Source organism: Geobacillus sp. FSL K6-0789, assembly GCF_038593135.1.
Lineage (GTDB): Bacteria > Bacillota > Bacilli > Bacillales > Anoxybacillaceae > Geobacillus > Geobacillus stearothermophilus.
Genome location: NZ_CP151966.1, coordinates 533,665 through 559,482 on the forward strand (window position 1 = coordinate 533,665; position 25,818 = coordinate 559,482).

At 51.5% G+C, this 25,818-nt stretch carries 20 protein-coding genes, 21 tRNA genes and 2 rRNA genes; 36 read left to right on the forward strand and 7 right to left on the reverse strand.

What is annotated here, in order from left to right; genetic code table 11:
* The first annotated feature begins 268 nt into the window (after nucleotides 1-268).
* The 24 genes from NSQ51_RS02725 (at nucleotide 269) to NSQ51_RS02840 (ending at nucleotide 6,724) form a co-directional block, all read left to right on the forward strand.
* Nucleotides 269-397 carry a hypothetical protein gene (locus NSQ51_RS02725; RefSeq protein WP_268760403.1) on the forward strand — a complete coding sequence of 43 codons (129 nt, stop codon included), beginning with the start codon at nucleotides 269-271 and terminating at the stop codon, nucleotides 395-397.
* Nucleotides 392-3,319 (forward strand): 23S ribosomal RNA (locus NSQ51_RS02730). Before NSQ51_RS02725 ends, NSQ51_RS02730 begins: the two co-directional genes overlap by 6 nt.
* A 274-nt stretch (nucleotides 3,320-3,593) precedes the next feature.
* Nucleotides 3,594-3,710, forward strand: a 5S ribosomal RNA gene (rrf, locus tag NSQ51_RS02735).
* A gap of 8 nt (nucleotides 3,711-3,718) precedes the next feature.
* Nucleotides 3,719-3,794 (forward strand) — tRNA-Val (locus NSQ51_RS02740).
* A 27-nt stretch (nucleotides 3,795-3,821) separates the two neighbouring features.
* Nucleotides 3,822-3,898, forward strand: a tRNA-Met gene (locus tag NSQ51_RS02745).
* Between the two features lie 5 nt (nucleotides 3,899-3,903).
* A tRNA-Asp gene (locus NSQ51_RS02750) sits at nucleotides 3,904-3,979 on the forward strand.
* Nucleotides 3,980-4,153: 174 nt separating this feature from the next.
* A tRNA-Phe gene (locus NSQ51_RS02755) sits at nucleotides 4,154-4,229 on the forward strand.
* Nucleotides 4,230-4,437: 208 nt separating this feature from the next.
* Nucleotides 4,438-4,510, forward strand: a tRNA-Thr gene (locus NSQ51_RS02760).
* A gap of 301 nt (nucleotides 4,511-4,811) precedes the next feature.
* Nucleotides 4,812-4,884: transfer RNA gene (locus NSQ51_RS02765), tRNA-Lys, on the forward strand.
* A gap of 7 nt (nucleotides 4,885-4,891) precedes the next feature.
* Nucleotides 4,892-4,966, forward strand: a tRNA-Gly gene (locus NSQ51_RS02770).
* 5 nt (nucleotides 4,967-4,971) lie between these two features.
* A tRNA-Leu gene (locus NSQ51_RS02775) sits at nucleotides 4,972-5,057 on the forward strand.
* A gap of 3 nt (nucleotides 5,058-5,060) precedes the next feature.
* Nucleotides 5,061-5,134 (forward strand) — tRNA-Arg (locus tag NSQ51_RS02780).
* Between the two features lie 6 nt (nucleotides 5,135-5,140).
* A tRNA-Pro gene (locus tag NSQ51_RS02785) sits at nucleotides 5,141-5,214 on the forward strand.
* Between the two features lie 8 nt (nucleotides 5,215-5,222).
* A tRNA-Ala gene (locus tag NSQ51_RS02790) sits at nucleotides 5,223-5,295 on the forward strand.
* 17 nt (nucleotides 5,296-5,312) lie between these two features.
* A tRNA-Met gene (locus NSQ51_RS02795) sits at nucleotides 5,313-5,389 on the forward strand.
* Between the two features lie 5 nt (nucleotides 5,390-5,394).
* A tRNA-Ile gene (locus tag NSQ51_RS02800) sits at nucleotides 5,395-5,471 on the forward strand.
* Between the two features lie 22 nt (nucleotides 5,472-5,493).
* Nucleotides 5,494-5,584: transfer RNA gene (locus tag NSQ51_RS02805), tRNA-Ser, on the forward strand.
* Nucleotides 5,585-5,792: 208 nt separating this feature from the next.
* A tRNA-Thr gene (locus tag NSQ51_RS02810) sits at nucleotides 5,793-5,868 on the forward strand.
* A 7-nt stretch (nucleotides 5,869-5,875) separates the two neighbouring features.
* Nucleotides 5,876-5,948: transfer RNA gene (locus tag NSQ51_RS02815), tRNA-His, on the forward strand.
* A 171-nt stretch (nucleotides 5,949-6,119) separates the two neighbouring features.
* Nucleotides 6,120-6,190 (forward strand) — tRNA-Gly (locus NSQ51_RS02820).
* A 6-nt stretch (nucleotides 6,191-6,196) separates the two neighbouring features.
* Nucleotides 6,197-6,270, forward strand: a tRNA-Ile gene (locus NSQ51_RS02825).
* Between the two features lie 203 nt (nucleotides 6,271-6,473).
* Nucleotides 6,474-6,548 (forward strand) — tRNA-Asn (locus tag NSQ51_RS02830).
* 7 nt (nucleotides 6,549-6,555) lie between these two features.
* Nucleotides 6,556-6,648: transfer RNA gene (locus NSQ51_RS02835), tRNA-Ser, on the forward strand.
* Between the two features lie 4 nt (nucleotides 6,649-6,652).
* Nucleotides 6,653-6,724 (forward strand) — tRNA-Glu (locus NSQ51_RS02840).
* A gap of 298 nt (nucleotides 6,725-7,022) precedes the next feature.
* Here the strand turns inward: NSQ51_RS02840 and NSQ51_RS02845 are convergent.
* Nucleotides 7,023-7,688, reverse strand: coding sequence for a phenylalanine--tRNA ligase beta subunit-related protein (locus NSQ51_RS02845; RefSeq protein ID WP_033016385.1), 666 nt, complete (start codon nucleotides 7,686-7,688; stop codon nucleotides 7,023-7,025).
* Between the two features lie 52 nt (nucleotides 7,689-7,740).
* Here NSQ51_RS02845 and queG point away from each other — a divergent pair, with 52 nt between their 5' ends.
* The 4 genes from queG to NSQ51_RS02865 all read left to right on the forward strand — a co-directional run bounded on the left by queG (nucleotide 7,741) and on the right by NSQ51_RS02865 (nucleotide 12,524).
* Nucleotides 7,741-8,883, forward strand: a complete 1,143-nt coding sequence (gene queG / locus NSQ51_RS02850) for a tRNA epoxyqueuosine(34) reductase QueG (protein ID WP_121650178.1) — start codon at nucleotides 7,741-7,743, stop codon at nucleotides 8,881-8,883.
* A gap of 61 nt (nucleotides 8,884-8,944) precedes the next feature.
* On the forward strand, nucleotides 8,945-9,808 hold the full coding sequence (locus NSQ51_RS02855; RefSeq protein WP_033016387.1) for an amidase domain-containing protein: 864 nt from the start codon (nucleotides 8,945-8,947) through the stop codon (nucleotides 9,806-9,808).
* Nucleotides 9,809-9,828: 20 nt separating this feature from the next.
* On the forward strand, nucleotides 9,829-10,302 hold the full coding sequence (gene trmL, locus NSQ51_RS02860; protein ID WP_049624377.1) for a tRNA (uridine(34)/cytosine(34)/5-carboxymethylaminomethyluridine(34)-2'-O)-methyltransferase TrmL: 474 nt from the start codon (nucleotides 9,829-9,831) through the stop codon (nucleotides 10,300-10,302).
* A gap of 326 nt (nucleotides 10,303-10,628) precedes the next feature.
* Entirely contained in the window at nucleotides 10,629-12,524 is a 1,896-nt protein-coding gene (locus tag NSQ51_RS02865; RefSeq protein WP_049624378.1) for a PrkA family serine protein kinase, read from the forward strand.
* 474 nt (nucleotides 12,525-12,998) lie between these two features.
* Here the strand turns inward: NSQ51_RS02865 and NSQ51_RS02870 are convergent, their stop codons facing one another.
* Entirely contained in the window at nucleotides 12,999-14,435 is a 1,437-nt protein-coding gene (locus NSQ51_RS02870; protein WP_047817981.1) for a DDE-type integrase/transposase/recombinase, read from the reverse strand.
* A gap of 166 nt (nucleotides 14,436-14,601) precedes the next feature.
* On the opposite strand from NSQ51_RS02870, the gene yhbH reads away from it, so the two are divergent.
* Nucleotides 14,602-15,759: a sporulation protein YhbH gene (yhbH, locus tag NSQ51_RS02875; RefSeq protein ID WP_050368243.1), complete on the forward strand. Its 1,158-nt coding sequence runs from the start codon at nucleotides 14,602-14,604 to the stop codon at nucleotides 15,757-15,759.
* A gap of 70 nt (nucleotides 15,760-15,829) precedes the next feature.
* Here yhbH and NSQ51_RS02880 read toward each other — a convergent pair whose 3' ends face one another.
* Nucleotides 15,830-16,522 (reverse strand): hypothetical protein, encoded by a 693-nt coding sequence (locus NSQ51_RS02880; protein WP_033016566.1) that lies wholly within the window; start codon nucleotides 16,520-16,522, stop codon nucleotides 15,830-15,832.
* A 284-nt stretch (nucleotides 16,523-16,806) separates the two neighbouring features.
* Nucleotides 16,807-17,487 (reverse strand): response regulator, encoded by a 681-nt coding sequence (locus tag NSQ51_RS02885; protein WP_049624417.1) that lies wholly within the window; start codon nucleotides 17,485-17,487, stop codon nucleotides 16,807-16,809.
* 35 nt (nucleotides 17,488-17,522) lie between these two features.
* Between NSQ51_RS02885 and NSQ51_RS02890 the strand changes: the two genes are divergently transcribed.
* The 5 genes from NSQ51_RS02890 to NSQ51_RS02910 all read left to right on the forward strand — a co-directional run bounded on the left by NSQ51_RS02890 (nucleotide 17,523) and on the right by NSQ51_RS02910 (nucleotide 22,651).
* Nucleotides 17,523-17,690, forward strand: a complete 168-nt coding sequence (locus NSQ51_RS02890) for a hypothetical protein (protein WP_162489994.1) — start codon at nucleotides 17,523-17,525, stop codon at nucleotides 17,688-17,690.
* 270 nt (nucleotides 17,691-17,960) lie between these two features.
* Complete coding sequence (locus tag NSQ51_RS02895) at nucleotides 17,961-19,223, forward strand: dicarboxylate/amino acid:cation symporter (RefSeq protein WP_049626352.1); 1,263 nt, start codon at nucleotides 17,961-17,963, stop codon at nucleotides 19,221-19,223.
* 282 nt (nucleotides 19,224-19,505) lie between these two features.
* On the forward strand, nucleotides 19,506-20,333 hold the full coding sequence (locus tag NSQ51_RS02900; RefSeq protein ID WP_049625104.1) for an aldo/keto reductase: 828 nt from the start codon (nucleotides 19,506-19,508) through the stop codon (nucleotides 20,331-20,333).
* 173 nt (nucleotides 20,334-20,506) lie between these two features.
* Entirely contained in the window at nucleotides 20,507-21,199 is a 693-nt protein-coding gene (locus NSQ51_RS02905) for a zinc metallopeptidase (protein WP_011230067.1), read from the forward strand.
* A 111-nt stretch (nucleotides 21,200-21,310) separates the two neighbouring features.
* A complete protein-coding gene (locus tag NSQ51_RS02910; RefSeq protein WP_049625103.1) occupies nucleotides 21,311-22,651 on the forward strand; it encodes a hemolysin family protein in 1,341 nt (446 codons plus the stop codon).
* 74 nt (nucleotides 22,652-22,725) lie between these two features.
* On the opposite strand, the gene NSQ51_RS02915 is transcribed toward NSQ51_RS02910, so the two are convergent.
* Nucleotides 22,726-23,625, reverse strand: coding sequence for an RluA family pseudouridine synthase (locus NSQ51_RS02915; protein WP_033013887.1), 900 nt, complete (start codon nucleotides 23,623-23,625; stop codon nucleotides 22,726-22,728).
* Nucleotides 23,626-23,762: 137 nt separating this feature from the next.
* Between NSQ51_RS02915 and NSQ51_RS02920 the strand changes: the two genes are divergently transcribed.
* Nucleotides 23,763-24,161: a YhcU family protein gene (locus NSQ51_RS02920; RefSeq protein ID WP_033013886.1), complete on the forward strand. Its 399-nt coding sequence runs from the start codon at nucleotides 23,763-23,765 to the stop codon at nucleotides 24,159-24,161.
* A gap of 35 nt (nucleotides 24,162-24,196) precedes the next feature.
* On the opposite strand, the gene NSQ51_RS02925 is transcribed toward NSQ51_RS02920, so the two are convergent.
* Nucleotides 24,197-24,673: a thioredoxin family protein gene (locus tag NSQ51_RS02925; RefSeq protein WP_033013885.1), complete on the reverse strand. Its 477-nt coding sequence runs from the start codon at nucleotides 24,671-24,673 to the stop codon at nucleotides 24,197-24,199.
* Nucleotides 24,670-25,107 carry a disulfide oxidoreductase gene (locus NSQ51_RS02930; RefSeq protein ID WP_033013884.1) on the reverse strand — a complete coding sequence of 146 codons (438 nt, stop codon included), beginning with the start codon at nucleotides 25,105-25,107 and terminating at the stop codon, nucleotides 24,670-24,672. Before NSQ51_RS02930 ends, NSQ51_RS02925 begins: the two co-directional genes overlap by 4 nt.
* A gap of 181 nt (nucleotides 25,108-25,288) precedes the next feature.
* On the opposite strand from NSQ51_RS02930, the gene NSQ51_RS02935 reads away from it, so the two are divergent.
* A complete protein-coding gene (locus NSQ51_RS02935) occupies nucleotides 25,289-25,735 on the forward strand; it encodes a CBS domain-containing protein (RefSeq protein ID WP_011230073.1) in 447 nt (148 codons plus the stop codon).
* The last annotated feature ends 83 nt before the right edge of the window (nucleotides 25,736-25,818 follow it).

Sequence of the window (25,818 nt, forward strand, 5' to 3'; positions counted from 1 at the left end):
AAGGACGAAAAGCGGAAGCGCCGCGTTCGGCTCTCGAAGCCAAATGTTCTTCACCCGGAGGGGTGCTGGCACCCCGAGGGGGAAGGTTATTTGGCAGAAGAGAGCCAGGCGCTGGAGCTAGACAAGACGAAAAGTGGAGGCCGCAATGGCCAACTGTCGATACACAGCGCTTTCGTTTCGTTCAGTTTTGAGGGAACGAGTCATGTTCTCTCAATGACAAAAATCGTTCCTTGAAAACTAGATAACCGGAAAAGCGGAGGCTCGCGGGTTGCCGCGATGGGCAAATGTTCTTCGCCTGCAAGGGTGCTTGCACCCGGAAGGCGAAGGTTATTTGACCCCGAGCGGCGGCGAGCCGACGCTAGACAATAAGGAAGAAGCCGAGAGCGCTGTAGGTTAAGCTAGAAAGGGCGCACGGTGGATGCCTTGGCACTAGGAGCCGATGAAGGACGGGGCAAACGCCGAAACGCTCCGGGGAGCTGTAAGCAAGCGTTGATCCGGAGATGTCCGAATGGGGGAACCCACTGTCCGTAATGGGGCAGTATCCATGCCTGAATCCATAGGGCATGGAGGGCACACCCGGGGAACTGAAACATCTTAGTACCCGGAGGAGAAGAAAGCAAACGCGATTCCCTGAGTAGCGGCGAGCGAAACGGGAACAGCCCAAACCAAGAGGCGTGCCTCTTGGGGTTGTAGGACCGCTCATTGTGGGAGTGAGAAAGGAACGGGGTAGACGAACCGGTCTGGAACGGCCGGCCAGAGAAGGTGACAGCCCTGTAGTCGAAACTTCGTTCCCTCCCGAGCGGATCCTGAGTACGGCGGGACACGGGAAATCCCGTCGGAAGCAGGGAGGACCATCTCCCAAGGCTAAATACTCCCTAGTGACCGATAGTGCACCAGTACCGTGAGGGAAAGGTGAAAAGCACCCCGGAAGGGGAGTGAAAGAGAACCTGAAACCGTGTGCCTACAAGTAGTCAGAGCGCGTTCATGCGTGATGGCGTGCCTTTTGTAGAATGAACCGGCGAGTGACGATGGCGTGCGAGGTTAAGCCGAAGAGGCGGAGCCGCAGCGAAAGCGAGTCTGAACAGGGCGAAAAGTACGTCGTCGTCGACCCGAAACCAGGTGATCTACCCATGTCCAGGGTGAAGGCCGGGTAACACCGGCTGGAGGCCCGAACCCACGCACGTTGAAAAGTGCGGGGATGAGGTGTGGGTAGGGGTGAAATGCCAATCGAACTTGGAGATAGCTGGTTCTCCCCGAAATAGCTTTAGGGCTAGCCTCGGGATGGAGAGTGTTGGAGGTAGAGCACTGATTGGGCTAGGGGCCCTCATCGGGTTACCGAACCCAGTCAAACTCCGAATGCCAACGACTTATGCCCGGGAGTCAGACTGCGAGTGATAAGATCCGTGGTCGAGAGGGAAACAGCCCAGATCGCCAGCTAAGGCCCCAAAGTGCACGTTCAGTGGAAAAGGATGTGGAGTTGCAAAGACAACCAGGATGTTGGCTTAGAAGCAGCCACCATTTAAAGAGTGCGTAATAGCTCACTGGTCGAGTGACTCTGCGCCGAAAATGTACCGGGGCTAAACGTGCCGCCGAAGCTGCGGGATGACCGTTGGTCATCGGTAGGGGAGCGTTCTAAGGGCGTTGAAGCCAGACCGGAAGGACTGGTGGAGCGCTTAGAAGTGAGAATGCCGGTATGAGTAGCGAAAACAGAGGTGAGAATCCTCTGCGCCGAAAGCCTAAGGGTTCCTGAGGAAGGTTCGTCCGCTCAGGGTTAGTCGGGACCTAAGCCGAGGCCGAAAGGCGTAGGTGATGGACAACAGGTTGAGATTCCTGTACCACCTCCTTCCCGTTTGAGCGATGGGGGGACGCAGGAGGATAGGGCGAGCAGGCGGCTGGAAGAGCCTGTCCAAGCCGCAAGGCTGATCCGTAGGCAAATCCGCGGATTGTAAGGCCAAGCGGTGATGGCGACGGAGTCATCCGGAAGTCCCCGATTTCACACTGCCAAGAAAAGCCTCTAGCGAGGGAAGAGGTGCCCGTACCGCAAACCGACACAGGTAGGCGAGGAGAGAATCCTAAGGCGCGCGGGAGAACTCTCGTTAAGGAACTCGGCAAAATGACCCCGTAACTTCGGGAGAAGGGGTGCTCGTTTGGGTGAAGAGCCCGAACGAGCCGCAGTGAAAAGGCCCAAGCGACTGTTTATCAAAAACACAGGTCTCTGCGAAGCCGAAAGGCGACGTATAGGGGCTGACACCTGCCCGGTGCTGGAAGGTTAAGGGGAGCGCTTAGCGGAAGCGAAGGTGCGAACCGAAGCCCCAGTAAACGGCGGCCGTAACTATAACGGTCCTAAGGTAGCGAAATTCCTTGTCGGGTAAGTTCCGACCCGCACGAAAGGTGTAACGACTTGGGCGCTGTCTCAACGAGAGACCCGGTGAAATTATACTACCTGTGAAGATGCAGGTTACCCGCGACAGGACGGAAAGACCCCGTGGAGCTTTACTGCAGCCTGATATGGAATTTTGGTATCGCTTGTACAGGATAGGTGGGAGCCTGGGAAGCCGGAGCGCCAGCTTCGGTGGAGGCGGCGGTGGGATACCACCCTGGCGATATTGAAATTCTAACCCGCACCCCTTAGCGGGGTGGGAGACAGTGTCAGGCGGGCAGTTTGACTGGGGCGGTCGCCTCCCAAAAGGTAACGGAGGCGCCCAAAGGTTCCCTCAGAATGGTTGGAAATCATTCGGAGAGTGCAAAGGCACAAGGGAGCTTGACTGCGAGACGGACAGGTCGAGCAGGGACGAAAGTCGGGCTTAGTGATCCGGTGGTTCCGCATGGAAGGGCCATCGCTCAACGGATAAAAGCTACCCCGGGGATAACAGGCTGATCTCCCCCAAGAGTCCACATCGACGGGGAGGTTTGGCACCTCGATGTCGGCTCATCGCATCCTGGGGCTGTAGTCGGTCCCAAGGGTTGGGCTGTTCGCCCATTAAAGCGGTACGCGAGCTGGGTTCAGAACGTCGTGAGACAGTTCGGTCCCTATCCGTCGCGGGCGCAGGAAATTTGAGAGGAGCTGTCCTTAGTACGAGAGGACCGGGATGGACGCACCGCTGGTGTACCAGTTGTCCCGCCAGGGGCACCGCTGGGTAGCTATGTGCGGACGGGATAAGCGCTGAAAGCATCTAAGCGTGAAGCCCCCCTCAAGATGAGATTTCCCACCGCGTCAGGCGGGTAAGATCCCTCGAAGATGACGAGGTCGATAGGTCCGAGGTGGAAGCGTGGCGACACGTGGAGCTGACGGATACTAATCGATCGAGGGCTTAACCTAACAAGAAAAGTGGAGGCCGCCTGCTTATCGGCGAGGCGCGCTGGAGGGCCTGTGAGCGGGCTTAGCCCGCCGCAGCAGGACCGAAGCGTCGCGAGCCGATGGCGGCCGGAACTAGACATCGAAAAGCGCAGGCGAGCGGCGGCGAGCCGGAGCTAGACAATGAAAAGTGAAAGCGTCCCGGCTTCTTCCCGAAACGGTTATCTAGTTTTGAAGGAATGAAAAAAAGTCCTTGACAATAAGCTCAATTCCCTTATAATAATACTTGTCGCCATTGCCTAGTGGTGATAGCGGAGGGGAAACGCCCGTTCCCATCCCGAACACGGAAGTTAAGCCCTCCAGCGCCGATGGTAGTTGGGGCCAGCGCCCCTGCAAGAGTAGGTCGCTGCTAGGCAATTTCGTGGAGGATTAGCTCAGCTGGGAGAGCACTTGCCTTACAAGCAAGGGGTCGGCGGTTCGATCCCGTCATCCTCCACCACTTACACCAATTGTGTATTCTTATCGCCGCGGGGTGGAGCAGTCCGGTAGCTCGTCGGGCTCATAACCCGAAGGTCGCAGGTTCAAATCCTGCCCCCGCAACCAAAATTGGTCCCGTAGTGTAGTGGTTAACATGCCTGCCTGTCACGCAGGAGATCGCGGGTTCGAGTCCCGTCGGGACCGCCATTCTTTCAAAATTGTGAAAGATGAAAAATACGGCTCAGCAGCTCATTCGGTAGAGACGAGCATCTGCTTCATCGAATTCGCTTCGAGTTGCCTCAACGCATCGAGCGTCTTTGAATCAGCTGGTAGAGGAAGAGGCACAGAGCAATTCAACGAGCGAGTTAAAAAATAATATATGGCTCGGTAGCTCAGTCGGTAGAGCAAAGGACTGAAAATCCTTGTGTCGGCGGTTCGATTCCGTCCCGAGCCACCATCAAACTATAAATTATGCCGTCTTAGCTCAATTGGTAGAGACGAGCATTCGCATCGTTGAATCTGCTTCGAGTTGTCCCGACGCATCCCACTTCTTTGAATAAGCTTGCAGAGGAAGGGACACCGAGCATTTGATTTCCTCGAATCAGCTTGTAGAGGAAGAGGAACAACCGAGCAGATCATATGATCCAGTAACTCATGTTAAATGTGCCGGCTTAGCTCAATTGGTAGAGCAACTGACTTGTAATCAGTAGGTTGCGGGTTCAAGTCCTGCAGCCGGCATCTTCCATTTTGAAAAAATTCAACTAGCGAAACATGAGCTCAGAAACGAGCGATACATCTTCGAGTTCGCTGCGAGTTGCCCCGACACACTTGACTTCTTCGAATAAGCTTGTAGAGGAAGGGGCAGGTAGAGTGAAATGAAGCTTAGAGTGTTATCTTAACCATGAGCCATTAGCTCAGTAGGTAGAGCAACGAGCGATGCATCATCGAGTTGGCTTCGAGTTGTCCCGACGCATCTTGCATCTTCGAATATGCTAGTAGAGGAAGGGACATCGTTCACTGTGAGTGTATACCCAACCATGAGCCATTAGCTCAGTAGGTAGAGCATCTGACTTTTAATCAGAGGGTCGGAGGTTCGAGTCCTCCATGGCTCATCGTCTTGCGGAAGTAGTTCAGCGGTAGAACACCACCTTGCCAAGGTGGGGGTCGCGGGTTCGAGCCCCGTCTTCCGCTCCACTTCCGCCGGGGTGGCGGAATTGGCAGACGCACAGGACTTAAAATCCTGGGGTAGGTAACTACCGTGCCGGTTCGAGTCCGGCCCTCGGCACGTGCGCTCGTAGCTCAATTGGATAGAGCATCTGACTACGGATCAGAAGGTTAGGGGTTCGAATCCTCTCGAGCGCGTTTTGTCGGGAAGTAGCTCAGCTTGGTAGAGCACACGGTTCGGGTCCGTGAGGTCGCAGGTTCAAATCCTGTCTTCCCGATTTATCATGGGGCCTTAGCTCAGCTGGGAGAGCGCCTGCTTTGCAAGCAGGAGGTCATCGGTTCGATCCCGATAGGCTCCACCTTTTGACTTAAATTTGGCGGTGTAGCTCAGCTGGCTAGAGCGTACGGTTCATACCCGTGAGGTCGGGGGTTCGATCCCCTCCACCGCCACCATTATCGGACCTTTAGCTCAGCTGGTTAGAGCAGACGGCTCATAACCGTCCGGTCGTAGGTTCGAGTCCTACAAGGTCCACCATTATTATTATTGTTGCTTTTTTGGAGGAGTACCCAAGTGGTTGAAGGGGTCGGTCTTGAAAACCGAGAGGCGCCGCAAGGCGCGCGGGGGTTCGAATCCCTCCTCCTCCGCCATGCACTTTAAAATCGTGCCGTCTTAGCTCAATTGGTAGAGACGAGCATTCGCATCGTTGAATCTGCTTCGAGTTGTCCCGACGCATCCCACTTCTTTGAATAAGCTTGCAGAGGAAGGGACACCGAGCATTTGACTTCCTCGAATCAGCTTGTAGAGGAAGAGGAACAACCGAGCAGATCATATGATCCAGTAACTCATGTTAAATGTGCCGGCTTAGCTCAATTGGTAGAGCAACTGACTTGTAATCAGTAGGTTGCGGGTTCAAGTCCTGCAGCCGGCACCAGAACGAGGCGACTATGGCGAAGTGGTTAACGCACCAGATTGTGGCTCTGGCATGCGTGGGTTCGATTCCCACTAGTCGCCCTTTTCATTATATTCTATATTTGCGGGTGTAGTTTAGTGGTAAAACCTCAGCCACGAGCATCTGCATCATCGAATTAGCTTCGAGTTGCCCCGACGCATCTGGCTTCTATGAATCAGCTGGTAGAGGAAGGGGCATGGAAGCAGCGTGGCGGATGTTAAGCCAAATATTATGCGGGTGTAGTTTAGTGGTAAAACCTCAGCCTTCCAAGCTGATGTCGTGGGTTCGATTCCCATCACCCGCTTTTGATGGGCCTATAGCTCAGCTGGTCAGAGCGCACGCCTGATAAGCGTGAGGTCGGTGGTTCAAGTCCACTTAGGCCCATTATTTTCCATTGAATATTTTTGGGTCATTCGCTATAATAATGGGCGAACAATGCCCCATCGTTCCACAGCAAAATCGGAGCGACGAGCTTCACATCTTCGAATTCGCTGCGAGTTGCCTCGACGCATCTCGCTTCCTTGAATTAGCTGGCAGAGAAAGAGGCAACGAGTACATTTGGAAGATGTGCATAACATATACATCATTCCGCAATAGCTCAGCGGTAGAGCAACCGGCTGTTAACCGGTAGGTCGTAGGTTCGAATCCTACTTGCGGAGCCATTTCTTTGGAGAAGTACCCAAGTGGCTGAAGGGGACGGTTTGCTAAACCGTTAGGTCGCAGTTTTGCGGCGCGCGGGTTCAAATCCCGCCTTCTCCGCCATAATGGCCCGTTGGTCAAGTGGTTAAGACACCGCCCTTTCACGGCGGTAACACGGGTTCGAATCCCGTACGGGTCACTGGTTGCTGGCACCAGAGATTCTGGTGCCCTTTTGTACAATTTCTTTTGTCGATTTTTGCGTTTTTTCTTGCGATGCGTGTGGAAGTCTGTTATAATATCTCTCGTTAGCTTTAAAATTACGTTATGATTGTTGGGGACAACGCAGTGTTTCGTTTCGTTAAAGAACGAGGCATTGCGTTTTTTTATTTACCACCCTAAACCGAGAAGACCCTCATTTCCACGCGTGAGCGTAGGGAGAGAGTTCAGGTAGGAAGGGAGTCCCCCGTTTCCAACGGCAGGAAAGTGGGGGGAGAAGATCAAACGAACAATTGGGCGTCGGCTTCGCCGCCATGAATTTGCACAAACATCGTTTGGATGGCTTGAAGCCGGCGCTTGGCGGTTTCTTCTGGCGTTGATGGGAGAAAGTAAACGATTTGCAAAGCGTTTTTCGTTTCTCTCGTCACGGCGGTCCGCTCCGAATCGACGATCGGACTGCCAAACGGCCCTCGTTCATCTTTGCTGACGAGTTTGTTGGCAAAGTTGACTGTGCGGCCGTTTAACGCGATGTATTCATCTTTTTCCGTGCCGATCGTGAGCGTCACTGTCCCGTTGATGCGGTCTAGATCATAGATGCCGAGCGGAATTTTATAATAGAGTGAAAAAAAGTTGTTTATGTCTGCCGCTGAATGGATAGGCGGAATGAAGCTTTTTTTCTGGATGCGTCGGTACAGGCTTTCACTTGACGGTCGATAGCGGCTTGGGTCCGTTCCGATTTGTTTGAAAGTACGGCGCCATTCGACCATTTCAGGAATGTCGGCAATCGACTTTTCCTGCAGCTCGATGTAAAGAGATTCTTGAAACAGCTCAAGCCGCCCCCTTAACATTTGCGGTGAATCGCTGACCTCGATATGATAATAGCGGATGACGCCGAATTTACCAGAAGGAAGGCGTTGCTTTAGTTGTTCTGATATCACGCATTTCATCTTGATCACCTCGGATTTCATTTTACCATATATGACGAAAGGAGGGAAAACGATGGATGTTATGGCATTAAAGCAGGAAGTCATTGAGTACAGTCGGTCAATCGGCATTGATAAAATCGGATTTGCGAGCGCTGATCCGTTTGTGGAATTAAAGGAACGGCTGCGCCGCCAGCAGGAGCTCGGCTATCAGTCCGGTTTTGAGGAACCAGATATTGAGAAACGGACGAATCCTTCATTGCTTCTTCCGGAAGCAAAATCGATTATTGCCATTGCTCTTGCCTATCCGTCTAAAATGAAAAATGCGCCGCGGGGGACAAAGACGGAACGGCGCGGCGTTTTTTGCCGCGCTTCATGGGGAAAGGACTACCACGATGTGTTGCGGGAACGTTTGCAGCAGCTCGAGGAGTTTTTGCTGGCCAAAGTGCCCCATGCCCGCGTTCGCTCGATGGTGGATACCGGAGAGCTCGCCGATCGGGCGGTGGCGGAACGGGCAGGGATCGGTTGGAGTGGCAAAAACTGCTCTATTATTACACCAGAGTTTGGATCGTATGTGTATTTGGGAGAAATGATTACGAATATTCCATTTCCCCCTGATGAACCGGTTGAAAACCGATGCGGCACGTGCACGAAATGCATTGATGCCTGCCCGACTGGGGCGCTTGTGCAAGGGGGACAACTGAACGCACAGCGGTGCCTTTCCTTTTTAACGCAAACGAAAGGCTTTTTGGCCGACGAGTTTCTAGAGAAAATCGGGAATCGGCTGTATGGCTGCGATACATGCCAGCAAGTCTGCCCGGAAAATAAGGGAAAAGACTTTCATTTGCATCCGGAATTCGAGCCGGATCCGGAAGCGGTAAAGCCGAAACTCATCCCGCTGCTTCAGATGAGCAACCGTGAATTTCAAGAAACATTTGGGGCCATGGCGGGTTCATGGCGTGGGAAAAAGCCGATTCAGCGCAATGCCATTCTGGCGCTTGCCCATTACAAAGACCAAACCGCGGTGCCGCATTTGCTGCGTTTGTTGAAAGAGGATAGCCGTCCCGTCATCCGCGGGACGGCGGCGTGGGCGCTCGGGAAAATCGGGGATCCAAGCGCTAAGCCTTATTTGGAGGCCGCGCGGCAAACGGAGGCGGATGCCGATGTGATCGCTGAGATTGAAAAAGGACTAAAACTGTTGGCTGAGGCAAAGGAATAGGGAAAAAAACGCAGCTTCCCCACATAAGGTAGTAACAAAAACGAAAGTGGTGGAAAGCAGCATGAAAAAACAGTTGCGCGCGTGGTTGGATGAGCGAGCCCGCTCGTTTGTGTCGGAAAGCAATATCCGAAGCGAAGAGGCGGCAAGAAAGCAACAGCTTTGCCAAAAGCGCGGTGCGGAGATCGTCCGTTGCACGATCCGGGGGCAAATTGTCGGCAGGCAGACCATTGAGCGGGAAGCGAAAGTGATGTATATTGCCCACCATCAATTTTTAATTAAGCAAAGGGGTTCACTATATATAGAAGAACAGGTTGAGGAGCGATGCGCCTGTTTTGTTGGCGGTGAGCTTGTTGCTGATGAACCGATCAACCGATTGGGGGGGGATATGGAGGCGCCGCGCGTCGAACGAGAGCAATGGACGGGAGATCGTCTTTCTTACCAGTATGACCGCGCCCGGGCGGTTCGGTATGCGGAAACGTGGTGGAATCGGCATAACCCGGTGTTTCCGTCGTTTCCGGTGGATTGCACGAATTTTGTTTCCCAATGCTTGTATGCGGGCGGGGCACCGATGACGGGCTATCCGAACCGGGCGAGGGGATGGTGGTGTCAAAACGGAAGTTGGAGTTACAGCTGGGCTGTCGCTCATTCCTTTCGTTGGTATTTGAGCGGGTCGTGCATTGGCTTGCAGGCGGTGGAAGTGGCGGAGCCGGAGCAATTGATGGCAGGCGATGTCATCTGTTATGATTTTCAAGGGGACGGACGCTTCGACCACTCAACGATTGTGGTGGCGAAAGATCAGAACGGGATGCCGCTTGTGAACGCCCATACGACAAACAGCCGAATGCGCTATTGGTCGTATGAAGATTCAAGCGCCTATACGCCGAACATTCGCTATAAGTTTTTTCACATCATCGATCGCAAATAAACGTTGCTGAGGTGAAGGAAATGCCGCTTCATGTAGTGCTATACCAGCCAGAAATTCCAGCCAATACTGGAAACATCGCTCGTACGTGCGCAGCAACCGATACGTCGCTCCATTTGATCCGCCCGCTCGGTTTTTCTACGGATGATAAAATGTTAAAGCGCGCCGGGCTTGATTATTGGCCGTATGTCAATATTTCGTATTATGACTCGCTTGACGAACTATTCGCCCGCTTTCCGGAAGGGGAGTTTTATTTCATTACGAAATTCGGGCGCCGGTATTATGATTCGTTTGATTTCAGCGATACAGAAAAACATATTTTCTTTGTGTTCGGCCGTGAAACGACCGGACTGCCGAGGGAGCTGCTTGAGGCCAATATGGACCGTTGCCTTCGCATCCCGATGAATGACAAAGTACGCTCGTTAAACTTGTCGAACACGGCGGCCATTTTAGTGTACGAAGCGTTGCGCCAACAACGGTTTTATGGGTTGTCATAAACAAAAAAAAACGACCTTCGCTCTGGAGGTCGTTTTTTTGGTCTTATTGTCTGACGCCTGGTTTGTCTTCATAGCCAGCGGTGAAAATGGCCGTCAAAAACGCAATGATAACCCCTAGCACAAGCAACGTGCGCATCGTTTGTTCCTCCTTCATAATGAAAGTGGCAGGCGTTTCCCCCTTTATTATAGCGAATATGGCTAAGCATGTGAATGACCGCAGTTGGTTGTTAGGAGACAAAATTTTTTTTGCGGCGAATGATACGGGACATCCTCACATAAATTGTAATAATCTTGCTGTTAGACATCCAAGGGTGAGGAGGTCCTTTATGGATATTTTGCAAAAAATCACCCGGTATCGGGAAGAAGAAGAAAAGTTGAAATGGGAAGGAACGTTTGCCGAGTATTTAAAGATTTTAAAAGAAAAGCCGTGGGTGGCCCAGTCGGCTCATTCGCGTGTTTATAATATGATCAAAGATGCTGGGGTCGAAGAGGTGAATGGGCGGAAACGATATAAGTTTTTTAGCCAGCACCTGTTCGGGCTTGAGGAGGCGCTTGAGCGGCTCGTTGAGGAATATTTCCACCCGGCGGCGAAGCGGCTTGATGTGCGGAAACGGATTTTGCTGCTGATGGGGCCGGTCGGCGGCGGGAAATCGACGTTGGTAACGCTCCTGAAGCGCGGGCTTGAGGAGTACTCCAAAACGGAGCACGGAGCCGTTTATGCGATTAAAGGGTGCCCGATGCATGAAGACCCGCTTCACCTCATTCCTCACCATTTGCGCGACGATTTTTACCGCGAATACGGAATTCGCATCGAAGGCGAGCTGTCGCCGCTCAATATGATGCGGCTTGAGAAAGAGTACGGCGGACGCATTGAAGACGTGCTAGTGGAGCGCATTTTCTTCTCGGAAAACCGCCGCGTCGGCATCGGGACGTTCAGTCCGTCTGATCCAAAATCGCAAGACATCGCCGATTTAACGGGAAGCATCGATTTTTCAACGATCGCGGAATACGGCTCCGAGTCCGACCCGCGCGCGTACCGGTTTGACGGCGAGCTGAACAAAGCCAACCGCGGGATTATGGAATTTCAAGAGATGTTAAAGTGCGATGAAAAATTTCTTTGGCATTTGCTGTCGCTGACGCAAGAAGGCAATTTCAAGGCTGGGCGGTTTGCTTTAATCAGCGCCGACGAATTGATTATCGCTCATACGAACGAAACGGAATATCGGTCGTTCATCGCCAACAAAAAGAACGAGGCGCTCCATTCGCGCATCATCGTCATGCCGATTCCATACAACTTGCGCGTCTCGGAAGAAGAGCGCATTTACGAAAAAATGATCCGCGAAAGCGATGTCGCCGACGTGCATATCGCCCCGCATACATTGCGGATTGCGGCCATGTTTACGATTTTGACTCGGCTGAAAGAGTCGAAGCGGCCGGATGTGGATTTATTGAAGAAAATGCGCTTGTATGATGGCGAAATGATCGAAGGATTCAGCGAGGTCGATGTGGAGGAGCTGAAAAAGGAGCATCCGGACGAGGGGATGAGCGGCATCGACCCACGCTATGTCATCAACCGCATTTCTGCCTGCATCATTCGCAAAGGAGTGCTGTCGATCAATGCGCTTGACGTGCTTCGTTCGTTGAAAGAAGGGTTGGATCAGCATCCGTCGATCACGAAGGAAGACCGCGAGCGGTATTTGAATTTCATTTCGCTCGTGCGCAAGGAGTATGATGAAATCGCAAAACAAGAAGTGCAAAAGGCGTTCGTCTATTCGTATGAAGAGTCAGCGAAAACGTTGATGGATAACTATTTGGACAACGTCGAGGCGTACTGCAACAAGACGAAACTGCGCGATCCGCTTACGGGTGAGGAAATGAATCCGGATGAAAAGCTGATGCGCTCGATTGAGGAACAGATCGGCATTTCGGAAAATGCGAAAAAGGCGTTCCGGGAAGAAATTTTAATCCGCATTTCCGCCTACGCACGCAAAGGGCAAAAGTTTGACTACAATTCGCATGAGCGGTTGCGTGAAGCGATCCGGAAAAAGCTGTTTGCTGATTTAAAGGATATTGTGAAAATCACGACATCGACGAAAACGCCCGATGAACAGCAACTGAAAAAAATTAATGAAGTCGTCGCCCGCCTGATCGATGAATACGGGTACAACTCCACGTCGGCCAATGAATTGCTCCGCTATGTCGGCAGCTTGTTGAACCGCTAGGCATGCCTCGAGCGCCGGGGCATGCTTTTTTGCATCGATAATCGGGCTTGTCCGTCCGTTGTTCGCTTTTCTATTTTCGGCATTCATCTGTCAATTATTTTGAATTTTTGCATAGGATAAAATAAACAACTTGGCATAGTGATGGTCCGTTTTGATGACGCCAACATAAGTATATGCGGGAAAGTGAAAAGTGTGAGAACCATTTTAACGGTAGCGTCAAAAGTTCTATGAAAACTCCACACAGATCATCCCATTGAGCATCGTGGGGCATGCGGAGGGCCGGATTCGCCCTTGACCAACACCCGCCAAAGGTGCGGAAGAGTCGTCAAGGGCGACGGGGACAAAAAAGAAGGCAATAAGAAAGCCGCCCTTGCCATGACCGAATTTTACCTTTGGCGGTGTTCGGTTGGTCAAGGGTTCGCTTCGCCGAATCCGGCAGGAGTTCTGTTCAACGGGCTCCAGAGGACAAAAAAGTCAGGCCGCCTCTTGTTGGAGAAACGCTTGTGCCATGGCGATCAGCTTCGTCCACCGGGCCGGCATATGCGGAAGATCCGCCAGTTCCGGGATGACGACCGGCACCCGGCCTTCGAGCGCGCTGTGTGGGCGCAGAAAGTTGAAATACGCCACAAACAGCGTCACAAAGGACACCGAGCCTTCTTCCGCACCAAACCCATGGGTCGGGCGGTAGTTGCCTTTAAAGGTCCGGTTGAATCGCTCGATGATCTGCTTGAGAGGGCGAAACTCTTCCGAGACCGGATCCTCATTGGTCAGCCCGATCACTTGGCGGACGTCAAATGAAATCCCGTGTTGGGCGAAGAAGTGTTGCGCCAGCAGATAAATCGGGTTGCCATCCACGACGAACGACAAGTCGTCTGGGAGGGACGCTAGCTTCCTGAGGACATCATCGATGGCCTTGATGGCCGAGAGCGTGTCCCGGTTGGGCGAGACGCGATACGACAGCACGATCTTTTTGACGGCGTCAAACATAAAGAACAGGTAATGCCAGCGCCCTTTGACGCGAATATACGTCTCGTCCCCGCAAAACGAACCGGACAGCTCATACGGGAACCGGTCGACAAAGGGCTTGATCCAAAGCGCGACGCTGTTGGCGTAGTTGAGCACCGTCTGATGGGAGATCGAGACGCCATGGATGTCCTTCATGGCGGCGGCGGTCTCCCTCGAGGACATCCCAAAGTTGACGTAGTACGTCAACACGAGCCCCAACACGTGCGGCGACGCAGCCAGCCGGGACAAATCGACCTTCGGCTTGATGAGCGACGAGGAAGCCAACGGGAGAAAGTCAAACAAGAACTCTCGAAACAAATACCGCACCTTGAAGGCTTGAGGATCCTGTTGAAACTGTTGGCGCTCCTTCTTCGTCATCCGGCGAAGGTTGGCCTGGTAAAACGGGCAAGCGTTGTTCTTGCACTTATAGATGTTGTATTCTTTGCGTTCCTTGATTTTTTCCAGCGTCTTTTTGCAGTGCGGGCAGCGAAAGACCGCTTGCTTGGTGAACCGATTTCGGTGGTTGAACCGGCACTGGCACACTTTGCATTGGTATTGCCCTTTTCCGCCGTTATTGGCGTACAGGTAAGAAGAGGGAGCCTGGCAGCGAGGGCAGGTCAACGAATCCGGAACACGGTGTTTCGCATTCGCGCGGCGCTGGATGGGCCGTAAAGGACGTCCGTGCTGGGCTTCATAGTCTGCCAACAGCTTTCGGTAATCAAGGGTTTCCGGCACATCGATGATCGGAAGGTCATCGACCTGAAGTTTCCGGTACGGCTTTTGGATGGGTTCGTCCAAGTCCTCGAGATTCAAGGATTTTCCCACGATCACACCCATCAAATACACAATGATTTGATATTGGGTCTTGATTATTTCGAGCAAATAGGCTAATAATTGAGGTAACAAAGCTTGTCACTCCTTTGTTTTGGCTGTTGGGTGTCGTTACCTCAATGATGGCCGAAAACAACGGGGGTGGCAAGCTTTTTTTCTTCCAACCGTTGAAACTCAAGGGAAAACCGTGAGTGTGGAGGATAAACTTTTGACAATACCATTTTAAAAAGGAGGGGAAAATATGAAAGGGAATTTCGTTGTATCGAAAGAAGACTGGTCCCTCCACCGCAAAGGATATGACGATCAAAAGCGGCATCAAGAAAAGGTAAAGGAAGCGATCAAAAACAATTTGCCGGATTTGATTACGGAAGAAAGCATCATTATGTCCAACGGACGCGATGTAATTAAGATTCCGATTCGCTCGCTGGATGAATATAAAATTCGCTACAACTATGAGAAAAACAAACATGTCGGCCAAGGAAACGGAGACAGCCAAGTCGGCGATGTCGTGGCCAGAGACGGAAGTGGGGAGGGGCAAGGGCCAGGAAAAGGCCAAGGAGCCGGCGACTTGCCGGGTCAAGATTATTACGAGGCTGAAGTGTCGTTGATGGAAATCGAAGAAGCGCTCTTCAGCCAACTGGAGCTGCCGAACTTGCAGCGGAAAGAACTGGATCAAAATGTCGTTCAACATATCGAATTTAACGACATTCGCCGCACCGGGTTGATGGGGAACATCGATAAAAAGCGGACGATGCTCGCCGCTTTCAAACGCAATGCCATGAGCGGCAAACCAGGCTTTTACCCGATTTACCGCGAAGATTTAAAGTTTAAAACGTGGAATGAAGTCGTCAAGCCGGAATCGAAGGCCGTTGTCTTGGCCATGATGGACACAAGCGGCTCGATGGGCATGTGGGAAAAATACATGGCGCGCAGTTTCTTCTTTTGGATGACGCGTTTTTTGCGCACGAAGTACGAAACAGTCGACATCGCCTTTATCGCCCATCATACGGAAGCGAAAGTTGTCAGCGAGGATGAATTTTTCACGAAAGGGGAAAGCGGCGGGACGATTTGCTCATCTGCCTACCGCAAGGCGCTGGAACTGATCGAAACGAAGTATTCTCCGTCGCGCTACAACATTTATCCGTTCCACTTCTCCGACGGCGACAACTTGACATCGGACAATGCCCGCTGTGTGAAGCTTGTTCAAGAGCTGATGAAAGTGTCGAACATGTTTGGGTATGGAGAAGTCAACCAGTACAACCGCCATTCCACACTCATGTCGGCGTATCGCAATATTAAGGATGAAAAGTTCCGCTATTATATTTTGAAGCAAAAATCAGATGTGTTCCATGCGATGAAAACATTTTTCCGCAAAGAAGAGAGCAAGCAGCTCGTTTGACCCTCTGGCAGCTGAAAAAAGGGGGTTTTTCTTTTTGGAAAGGGAGGGCAATCGCCCTCCCTAAAATAAGTTATTGCTTTTGCAGCGTCGCCGCCATGGCGAGCACGGCGCCAAGCACGTCTTCGTTGCGTGGAGCGTGCACGGTCAATAGCATTGGCGCTGGTTGGGCGCTGGCGATGACATGAACGGTGACACCGTCCGCTTGGGCAGTGTACCAAACGGCATCAGCGAACGGCTTAGGCAATCCGTTCGTTTGTTGGCGGGCGGCGTTGGCGTCAACCGCTTGGGCATGTTCTTGCGCTAGTTGCTCGTAGTTTGTTTCCCCCTCCGAAAGCAAGCGGATGCGAGCGAATGCTTCGCCATGAAGCAAGACATCGGCGCCCGGTTCTTCGGCGTCAAGGGTCCATCCTTCCAAAACATAGAGGGAAAAATGCTGATTGTTGCTTGTTTGCAGCGTTGCGGTTTTCGTGACGGTTTGGTTTCCATCTTGGTAGGACAATGAAATGGTCGGTTGTGAAGCAGCGGGTTGTCCTCCTCCTGCCGCTCGTTGCTCTTCTTCGTTCTTTTTCGTTGATGTTTGCTCTTTTGCTTCCTTCGAAGGAGAAGGGTTCTTGGATGACGGCGCATCAGACGATGGTTTTTGATCGGCGGCTGTCTGCTCTTCCTTTGCCGCCTGTGTCGTCTCGTGCTCTTTCGTTCCACAGCCAACCAGCAAGACGAAGGCGACAGCGAGAGAGAACAACAGTTTCCAGTATCGAATCATGTTCATTCCTCCCTACGTTCCATATACCCCCCATTATACCAATTGAAACGGTGGAAACAAACAGACTCGTTTCCCTATTTTTTCTGTTTGTTCGTTTTGGCTTGTTGTTTGGTGTGCAAGGCGACATGCGCCCCGCGCCAAACAGTGGCGACGAGTGGCGCTCCCCCATTTTACGCTTGGGGAAAGAGCGTTTCACCTTCTTTACCATTGGCTGGAGACAGGAAATGTTCCGCGAAAACAAGAAGAGTTGCCCACCCGGTTAATCGTGCGGGCTACCGGGTAGGCTATAGTCGTTTCAACTGATAGCGGTTGACGGGGCGTCCGACGCCGACGTATTGCACATCGAGTATCACTTGTCCCGTTTTCTCAAGGTATTCCAAGTAGCGGCGGGCCGTCACACGGGCGATGCCGACGCCCTCGGCCACTTCCTCGGCGGAAACAGGGAAGCGGTGCTGGCGCAAGTAGGCGACGACTTTTTCCAACGTCACTTCGTTTAATCCCTTCGGAAGTTCAGGGAGCGAGGCGGCAGGTTGTTCAGCCGTTTGCCGTAGTGCATCGAGTTCTGCCTGGGTGAGCGATTCCTTTTCTGCAAGCGACTGGCGGAACGCCCGATAATTTCCCAGCGCCTGTTTGAGCTGTTCAAATTTAAACGGTTTCAAAATGTAATCGAAGGCGCCGTTTTGCAGGACGCGGCGCACTGTTTCAATGTCGCTTGCCGCTGTGATGGCGATGATATCAACTTCATGGCCGCGGGCGCGGATTTGCTTTACTGTTTCAAGGCCGTCCAGCTGCGGCATGTAAATATCAATCATCGCTAAATCGGGACGCAGCTCGTCGATGAGGCGGAGTCCTTCTTCACCGTTTCCGGCAAGGCCGACGATGGTGAAGCCGTCGACTTGTTCAATCATTTGCCGGTTCACTTCCTGGACCATCGGATCGTCTTCAATGAGCAGTACACGGTACATGCTTTTCCTCCTTTGCACGGATGGAGCCTGTTTACATGATGGAGAAAGACACCAGCGCTGTTTCGCTAGGCTTCCTTGCTATGTTACATGTCAAATGTGATCGTAAAGATGGTGCCTTTTCCTTCTTCTTTTGTATGAAAAAAATCGCTGATGATAAACAAGCCGCTCAGCAGCATCGAAAAACTGACGATGACAAAAATTAAAATCATGATTTTCCAACGGATCGGCAGCCGATTCGTGGCGAGACTCCTCTTTTTTCGAAACAGTCATTATCATTTATTTTAGCATGATTCCTCTGATATGATAAAAGAGAGGATCGTAATAGGCTTCCGCGGGCGGAAGCTTTTTTGTTTTTGAACAGCAAAAAAGGTCAAGACCAAAACGACCATTATCACCATAATATTTTGATTTCAACGATTTTTCTTTATGATAATGTTGAAAGTGTTTCCAATATATCGAAAGGAGTGGGAGAAATGCGGAGAAAACTGAAAAACTTGACGGTGCAAGTCATCATCGGCATTATTTTAGGGATCATTGTCGGATTTCTATTTCCAGAATTCGTAGCGAAGTTAAAAGTATTGGCAGACGGATTTATTAAGCTGATTAAAATGGTGATCGCCCCGATCATTTTCTTCACCGTCGTCATCGGAATCGGCAATATGGGCGACTTGAAAAAGGTCGGCCGCATCGGCGGCAAGGCGCTCATTTATTTTGAAATTGTCACGACGTTTGCGTTGGCGATCGGGATTGTCGTCGTCAACCTTGTCAAACCAGGGGTTGGGTTTCATACCGATGCAGTAAAAGGCGGCGACATTTCGCAATATACGAAGCAGGCGGAAGAGACGAGCCACGGGTTTGTCGATTTCGTGCTCAGTATTATCCCGGATAACGTCGTCGCCGCGATGGCCAGCGGAGAATTGCTTCCGGTACTCTTCTTCGCCGTCCTGTTTGGCTTGGCGGCAGCAGGGTTAGGGGAGAAAGTCAAACCGGTGCTTTCGTTGTTTGAGCGAATCGCTGAAATTTTCTTTGGCGTCGTCAACATGGTTATGAAGGTGTCGCCGATCGCCGCGTTCGGCGCGATGGCGTACACGATCGGCACGTTCGGCCTCGGATCGCTCGTGTCGCTCGGTAAACTGATGGGTTCTGTTTACATTACGATGGCGCTTTTCATTTTCGTCGTGCTTGGCGGGATTGCCAAGTTTTATGGGTTTAACATCTTTAAGTTTCTCGCTTATATCAAAGAGGAACTGTTGCTTGTTTTGGGCACATCTTCGTCTGAATCAGCGTTGCCGCGGCTGATGGAACGTTTGGAAAAATACGGGTGCTCGAAATCGGTTGTTGGTCTTGTCGTTCCGACAGGGTATTCGTTTAACCTAGACGGCACATCGATTTACTTGTCGATGGCAGCCATTTTCATCGCCCAAGCGTACGGCATTGATTTAACCATTTGGCAAGAGCTGACGTTGCTTGGCGTATTAATGCTCACCTCGAAAGGGGCAGCAGGGGTTACCGGTTCCGGCTTTATTACACTGGCTGCAACGTTGGCAGCATTTCCGATGATTCCGGTCGAAGGCATCGCCTTGTTGCTTGGGGTTGACCGCTTCATGTCGGAAGCGCGGGCGATTACGAACATCATCGGCAATGCTGTAGCGACAGTGGTTGTTTCGAAAATGGAAAACGAGTTTCATCCGAACGAAGCTGAAGTGGAGCGCGCCTCGATGAGCGTGGCCAAATAAGAGTCAGGAGCCGATCTGCAAGTCCAATTGACAGCTTTTCCGTTCGCATGTTTCTGACTGCGTCGGGAAAGGAGCCGCACGCTGCAAATCGCCGAATGGATGAAAGAAGGAATGCAATAACAGCGCGAGGGGAGCGTTTCCCCTCGTTTTTGCGTTGATTTTCCCCTAAAGAAAGAACAAGAGGGACGCGGGGAAGTGAGAAAGGAGAGCAAGCATATATTTTGATTTTCTTTCCCTCTTTTCCCATAATGAAACTATAATGACGCTCGAGGAGGAGAGGATATGAACGGCCTGCAAGATTGCGCCACTTTGCATAACGGGGTGAAAATGCCTTGGGTTGGCCTTGGCGTCTACAAAGTAAAGGAGGGCGAGGAAGTAAAAAGCACGGTGCGCACCGCGTTGGAAATTGGCTATCGCCATATTGACACGGCCGCTTTTTACGAAAACGAAGAAGGGGTCGGGCAAGCGATCCGTGAATCCGGCATTCCGCGCGAGCAAGTATTTGTGACGACGAAAGTATGGAACACCGACCAAGGGTATGAGACGACGCTGAAGGCGTTTGATGCAAGCTTGAAAAAGCTTGGGTTTGATTATGTTGACCTGTACTTAGTCCACTGGCCGGTGAAAGGGAAGTATAAAGAGACGTACAAAGCGCTGGAAAAGCTGTATAAAGACGGCTATGTGCGCGCGATTGGCGTCAGCAACTTCCAAATTCACCATTTGCAAGATGTGCTGGCTGACTGCGAAATTAAGCCGATGGTCAACCAAGTCGAGTATCACCCGCGCCTGACGCAAAAAGAGTTGCTTACGTTTTGTCGGGAAAACGGCATCCAGCTTGAGGCATGGTCGCCGCTTATGCGCGGGGAAATTTTAACCGAACCGACAATCGTTGAAATTGGCAAAAAATACGGGAAAACGCCAGCGCAAGTCGTGTTGCGTTGGGATTTGCAGCACGGCGTCGTGACGATCCCGAAATCGGTGACGCCGGCGCGGATCAAGGAAAACGCTGATATTTTTGATTTCTCGCTGACCGACGAAGAAATGAAACAGATCGACGCGTTGAACTTGAACAAACGGGTCGGTCCTGACCCAGACAATTTCAATTTTTGATGTCCCCATCAGCCAAATAGCGCCTCGATGCAGGTGCTGTTGTTTTTTTTTTTTTTTTTTTTTTTTTTTTTTTTGAAACCGGAGCGAGCCGTTTGACGTATGAAAAGGTGAGCAAGTACAATAAATAATAGTATACACATTTGATGAACATTGAAAAAACGGAGGGTGCTGTGATGCTATTCCATCCGATGGATATTTTCATTTTTATCGCCTTCCTGATATCGCTTTGGGCGCAATGGAAGGTATCAAGCAATTTCAATGCCTGGTCTGAAGTTCCAGCCTCATCGGGGTTGACGGGGGCGGAAGTGGCGCGCATGATTTTAGACCGCCACGGGTTGCACCATGTGCCGGTTGAGGTCGTTCCGGGACGATTGTCCGACCATTATGATCCGATTTCCCGCACGGTCCGTTTGTCGGAGCCGGTCTTTTATGGGCGTTCAATCGCTTCCATTTCCGTTGCCGCCCACGAGGTTGGCCATGCCGTTCAACACCAGCAAGGCTACGCGGCGCTCGTCCTTCGCCACCGGATGTTTCCGATTGTGAACTTCGCTTCGGGCGTTGCGCCGTTGTTGTTGCTCGTTGGATTTGTGCTCCATCAATTTTCGCTGATTGGACTCGGCATTTTGTTTTTCTCGCTGGCGGTGGCCTTCCAAATCATTACCTTGCCGGTGGAGTTTAACGCGAGCGCACGGGCGAAGCGGTTTATGCTGGCTGAAGGGTTGATCGCCCCAAATGAAGCGCGAGGCGTAAACAAAGTGCTTGGCGCGGCGGCGCTGACATACGTCGCGGCAACGTTGATCGCCGTATTTGAACTGCTGAAATATGTGCTCATTTTCACCCAAGGGAACAATAATGAGGAATCGTAACATATTGGGCCGCCTAAGGCGGCCCAGCGGCATCATCGTCTATCAGCTGCAATGGAAACCTTTGTGTGCAGGAGGTGTAACCTGGGCGCTTCATCCGCGCTCGGAGACGAATTGGATATAGCCAGTTTGCTGTTGGTGGCGTTTCTCATCGCTTGCACCGCCTTTTTTGTCGCTTCTGAATTTGCGATCGTCAAGGTGCGCAGCTCGCGCATCGATCAGCTTGTCAATGAAGGGAATCGACGGGCGGTCGCGGCGAAAAAAGTGATTTCGAATTTGGACGGCTATTTATCGGCGAACCAGCTCGGCATTACGCTCACCTCGCTTGGTCTTGGCTGGCTCGGGGAGCCGACGGTGGCGCGGATGTTGCTGCCGCTGTTTGAACGCCTCCATTTATCGGAATCCGTCTCCCACTTTTTAGCGTTTATCATTTCGTTTTCGCTCATCACCTTTTTGCATGTCGTCGTCGGTGAATTAGCGCCGAAGACGCTTGCCATTCATAAGGCGGAAGCGATTACGCTGTTTACGGCTCAGCCGCTCATCTGGTTTTACAAAATCATGTATCCGTTCATTTGGACGCTCAACAACTCTGCGCGGCTCGTGACGCGCCTGTTTGGCCTCAGGCCGGTGGCGGAGCATGAAATCGCCCACTCTGAGGAGGAGTTGCGCCTCATTTTATCAGAAAGCTACAAAAGCGGGGAGATCAATCAGTCAGAGTACCGCTATGTCAATAATATTTTTCGTTTTGACGACCGCATAGCGAAGGAAATTATGGTGCCGCGCAAAGAAATTGTGGCGCTCGATATTAACAAAAGCGTCAAGGAAAACTTGGACATCATTCGCGAAGAAAAGTATACGCGCTATCCGGTCATTGACGGCGATAAAGACCATGTGCTTGGACTCATCAACGTGAAAGAGGTGTTTACGGACTTTATTGCCAATCCGTCCAACGAAAAGCAGATGAAAGACTATATCCGCCCGATCATTCAAGTGATTGAATCGATCGCCATTCACGATTTGTTGGTCAAAATGCAAAAAGAACGCATCCATATGGCGATTTTGGTCGATGAATACGGCGGCACGTCTGGACTGGTTACAGTCGAGGACATTTTGGAAGAAATCGTTGGCGAAATCCAAGATGAGTTTGATATTGATGAAACGCCGCTGATTCAAAAAATGGACGATCGATTGATCTTGGAGGGCAAAGTGTTGATCAGCGAAGTGAATGACTTGCTTGGGCTGGACATTGACGATGATGACGTCGATACGATCGGCGGCTGGATTTTAACGAAGCATTATGATATCAAACCAGGCGAGAGTGTAGAAATCGATGGCTACTTGTTTACGGTGAAGGAAATGGATGGCCATCATGTGAAATCGCTGGAAGTGGCAAAAAAAGAGCCGAGCAAAGAGGAGGAGGCGGCAGGCGCCGAAGAGGAGGAGTTGCGTTTGTAAGGCAGACGGGGGCGTCTGCCTTTTCTCGTTTCGGCCGAGAAATCCCCTTCTCCATTGAAGGACGGCGGAGTAGATCAATTGTAAATGCGCGAAAGGTCGGTGGGAAAATCGCTTGTTGGCGCGAGACAAATGACCTCTTCGTTTGTAAACGGATGGCGGAACGTTAGCTTAGCGGCATGAAGCGCATGGCGATGAAACACTGGTTTGCCGCCATAAAGCACATCGCCGACGAGCGGATGGCCGAGATGGGCCAAATGGACGCGGATTTGGTGCGTCCGTCCAGTCTCGAGAGAAAGCTCGACAAGCGATGTTGACGGGAATGTTTTGATGACGCGATAGTGTGTCACCGCTTTTGCCCCCGTCTTCGAGACGCGCCGGCGCGTTGGATGGTGGCGGTCGCGGCCGATTGGCGCGGAAATGGTTCCTGATTCCGGGGACAAACGACCGTGAACAAGGGCGACGTACGTCCGCTTGATGGCACGGTGGGCGAGCATCCGATCGAGCGTCGCACCGGCAAGCGGGTGTTTGGCAAATAAAATCGCTCCCGACGTGTCGCGGTCAAGGCGGTGAATGTGGCGCACTTTTGTTAAAATTGCCTGCGACTGCAAATAAAACGCGACCGCATTGGCGAGCGTGCCGGTTTGCCCCGGTTCGGACGGATGAATGTCGATGCCGGCTTCTTTGTTCAAGACGAGCAGATGGTCGTCCTCCCATAAAATCGAAAGCTCCCGATATTCTGGAACGATGAACGACGGCTCCGGCTCATATGCGTAAAGCTGAAGCCGGTCGCGTTCGTTGAGCACCGTCTTCCAGGGAACAGCCTGGCCGTTCAGTTTGACGCCGTGTTCCATCCGCCAACGGTGGGCGAGCTTTTTCGAGGCGGCCCATACGTCTTTCAGGAGCTGTTCAATCGTCAAACCGCTCCACCAGCTAGGGATGATGCATTCCAGCCAATCGCCTTTTCTTGTCCACAAAGGTTGTCACACTCCCAATTGTTTGTTAGCTGTGGAAACACTTTCTACCCCTATCCTTGCGCGAGATATGGTACACTCATAGTATCGTCTTAGTGATGGAGAACGCAAGCATTGCGGCGAGAAAAGGTGGTAGGACGTTGAAAATGATGTATGCAGCGACTCCGGAACAAGAGCATTACATGCAGTATTTGCTCAACTACTTTTATACCGATGTGTTCCCGTATTACTTCGATGATGAACAAATCCGTCAATTTGAGGAATGGGGCATTCTTTCGCTGGACCACGAACATGTGGCATATAATGGAACAATGAAGGAGGCTTTCCAAATCATTTCGGCGCTGCAGTCGCTCATTACCGTCATCGAATATATGGGGGAACATGGAGAGTGCGACCAATATGAATGGCTGTTTGCCCGCAACCAAAACATTTTGGCTCGTCATGGCATTACCTTTCCATTTCGGGCCAAGCAGTTTATCCATAAGCGGGCGATGCCGTGCAGCATGTATGTTCCCGCTGTGAACCAGTGGGTGATGTAGGGCAAGGGGCTACGTCTTGTAAAAGGCGCAGCTCCTTATTTTTTTGGCATTGGCAGTGAGGCAAACCATCGGCGAAACGTTTTTTCATCATGGTATCCTTCGATGCGTTTTGCCTCTTTGCCGTTTTCATAATGGACAATGGTCGGGGTTGCTTCAATATGGTATATGTCCCAACCGTCTTCAAATTCGAGCAAGTTGAACAATTTTAAGTCGATGCCCAGCTGTTTCGCCAAAGGAACGACGATCGGCGTTGTCCGCTGGCAGTGAGGGCATGTCGGGCTGTAAAAGTAAACGGTCAGCGTCTTGCCGTCAGCCAGCTGCTGTTTCAACTTCGCGGGCAAAATAATGTTGCGGTAGTTCGGGTCGTCAAGTTGGGCGATGGTGGCTGGGTTGAGCTCACTTTTATGGTAAGGATTGTTGCTTGCGGCTTCTTTTTGTTCGTACATCGTAATAAACGAGATCGCAGCGAACAGGACGACAATGATGCCGCCAAATGCGAGCAGTTTTTTCAACGTTCGCTCTCCTTTCTTTGCTGGCGCATGACGGTCCAACTTAACAACATAATGATCATAAAGGCAGTGAACGCCAAAAATGGAATGGTGATAAATCCAAGCCAGTTTATATATTGCCCTGTGCACGGAATGCGGCCGCAGCTGATGGCGTATTCTTGAAGCAGCGGAATTTTTTGCAATCCATAATGATACAGAGAAATACCCCCGCCAATCAATGAAAGTGTGAAGCTATAGCGAGCTGCCGCAGCGTCTTTGCGCACGATGGCGATTCCTAAAATGATGACTTGCGGATACATAAAAATGCGTTGAAACCAGCACAGGTCGCACGGAATGTACCCAAGCACCTCCGAAAAATAAAGGCTTCCGAGGGTGGCGATGAGCGCAGTCGCCCATGCGGCCAAAAGCAAGTGTTCCGCGCGTTTTTCTTGTTCCATCCTTCTCCCCTTCTTCCGTTGCAGACACCGTTGCCCGATCTTACACTGTTCAGCTCCATTATAAGGGATGGAAAACGGCACGTCCATTCATAACTGGCAAAGGGCAGGAAAGAAAACAACATTTTCTATCTATATCGCTCGACAAACGAGCCATACTAATCGGTGAAAGGGGAGGATCACATTGACGAACAACAGCGGAAACAAAGTGCAGGACATTATGACGAAAAACGTCGCAACGATTTCGCCGAACCAAACGGTGCAAGAAGCAGCGCAAATCATGAGCCAAAAAAATATTGGGGCGCTTCCGGTTGTGGAAAACGGGCAAGTCAAAGGGATGATTACGGACCGCGATATTACGTTGCGTGTTTCGTCCCAAGGAAAAGACCCGTCGACCGTCAAAGTAGCGGAGGTCATGACGAATCAAGTCGTCACCGGTACGCCGAATATGAGCGTGCAGGAAGCCGCGAATGTCATGGCCCAACATCAAGTTCGCCGTTTGCCGATCGTGGAAAACAACCAGCTACAAGGCATTGTTGCACTAGGCGATATTGCGACGAACAGCGCATCAAACGAAGCGGCTGAACAGGCGTTGACGAACATTTCGGAACCGTCGCAGCCGCAAGGGTAATGAGGAAAAAGGATGCCCACATTTTTCCAGGGCATCCTTTTTCTTTTGGCAGGTATATTGTATGATGGGAACGAATATATAAA

Bases quoted from the DNA above. Each gene is read 5' to 3' on its own strand.
- NSQ51_RS02845 (WP_033016385.1), bottom strand. From the start codon at position 7,688: ATGAAATGCGTGATATCAGAACAACTAAAGCAACGCCTTCCTTCTGGT.
- queG (WP_121650178.1), top strand. From the start codon at position 7,741: ATGGATGTTATGGCATTAAAGCAGGAAGTCATTGAGTACAGTCGGTCA.
- NSQ51_RS02855 (WP_033016387.1), top strand. From the start codon at position 8,945: ATGAAAAAACAGTTGCGCGCGTGGTTGGATGAGCGAGCCCGCTCGTTT.
- trmL (WP_049624377.1), top strand. From the start codon at position 9,829: ATGCCGCTTCATGTAGTGCTATACCAGCCAGAAATTCCAGCCAATACT.
- NSQ51_RS02865 (WP_049624378.1), top strand. From the start codon at position 10,629: ATGGATATTTTGCAAAAAATCACCCGGTATCGGGAAGAAGAAGAAAAG.
- yhbH (WP_050368243.1), top strand. From the start codon at position 14,602: ATGAAAGGGAATTTCGTTGTATCGAAAGAAGACTGGTCCCTCCACCGC.
- NSQ51_RS02880 (WP_033016566.1), bottom strand. From the start codon at position 16,522: ATGATTCGATACTGGAAACTGTTGTTCTCTCTCGCTGTCGCCTTCGTC.
- NSQ51_RS02885 (WP_049624417.1), bottom strand. From the start codon at position 17,487: ATGTACCGTGTACTGCTCATTGAAGACGATCCGATGGTCCAGGAAGTG.
- NSQ51_RS02890 (WP_162489994.1), top strand. From the start codon at position 17,523: ATGATGGAGAAAGACACCAGCGCTGTTTCGCTAGGCTTCCTTGCTATG.
- NSQ51_RS02895 (WP_049626352.1), top strand. From the start codon at position 17,961: ATGCGGAGAAAACTGAAAAACTTGACGGTGCAAGTCATCATCGGCATT.
- NSQ51_RS02900 (WP_049625104.1), top strand. From the start codon at position 19,506: ATGAACGGCCTGCAAGATTGCGCCACTTTGCATAACGGGGTGAAAATG.
- NSQ51_RS02905 (WP_011230067.1), top strand. From the start codon at position 20,507: ATGCTATTCCATCCGATGGATATTTTCATTTTTATCGCCTTCCTGATA.
- NSQ51_RS02930 (WP_033013884.1), bottom strand. From the start codon at position 25,107: ATGGAACAAGAAAAACGCGCGGAACACTTGCTTTTGGCCGCATGGGCG.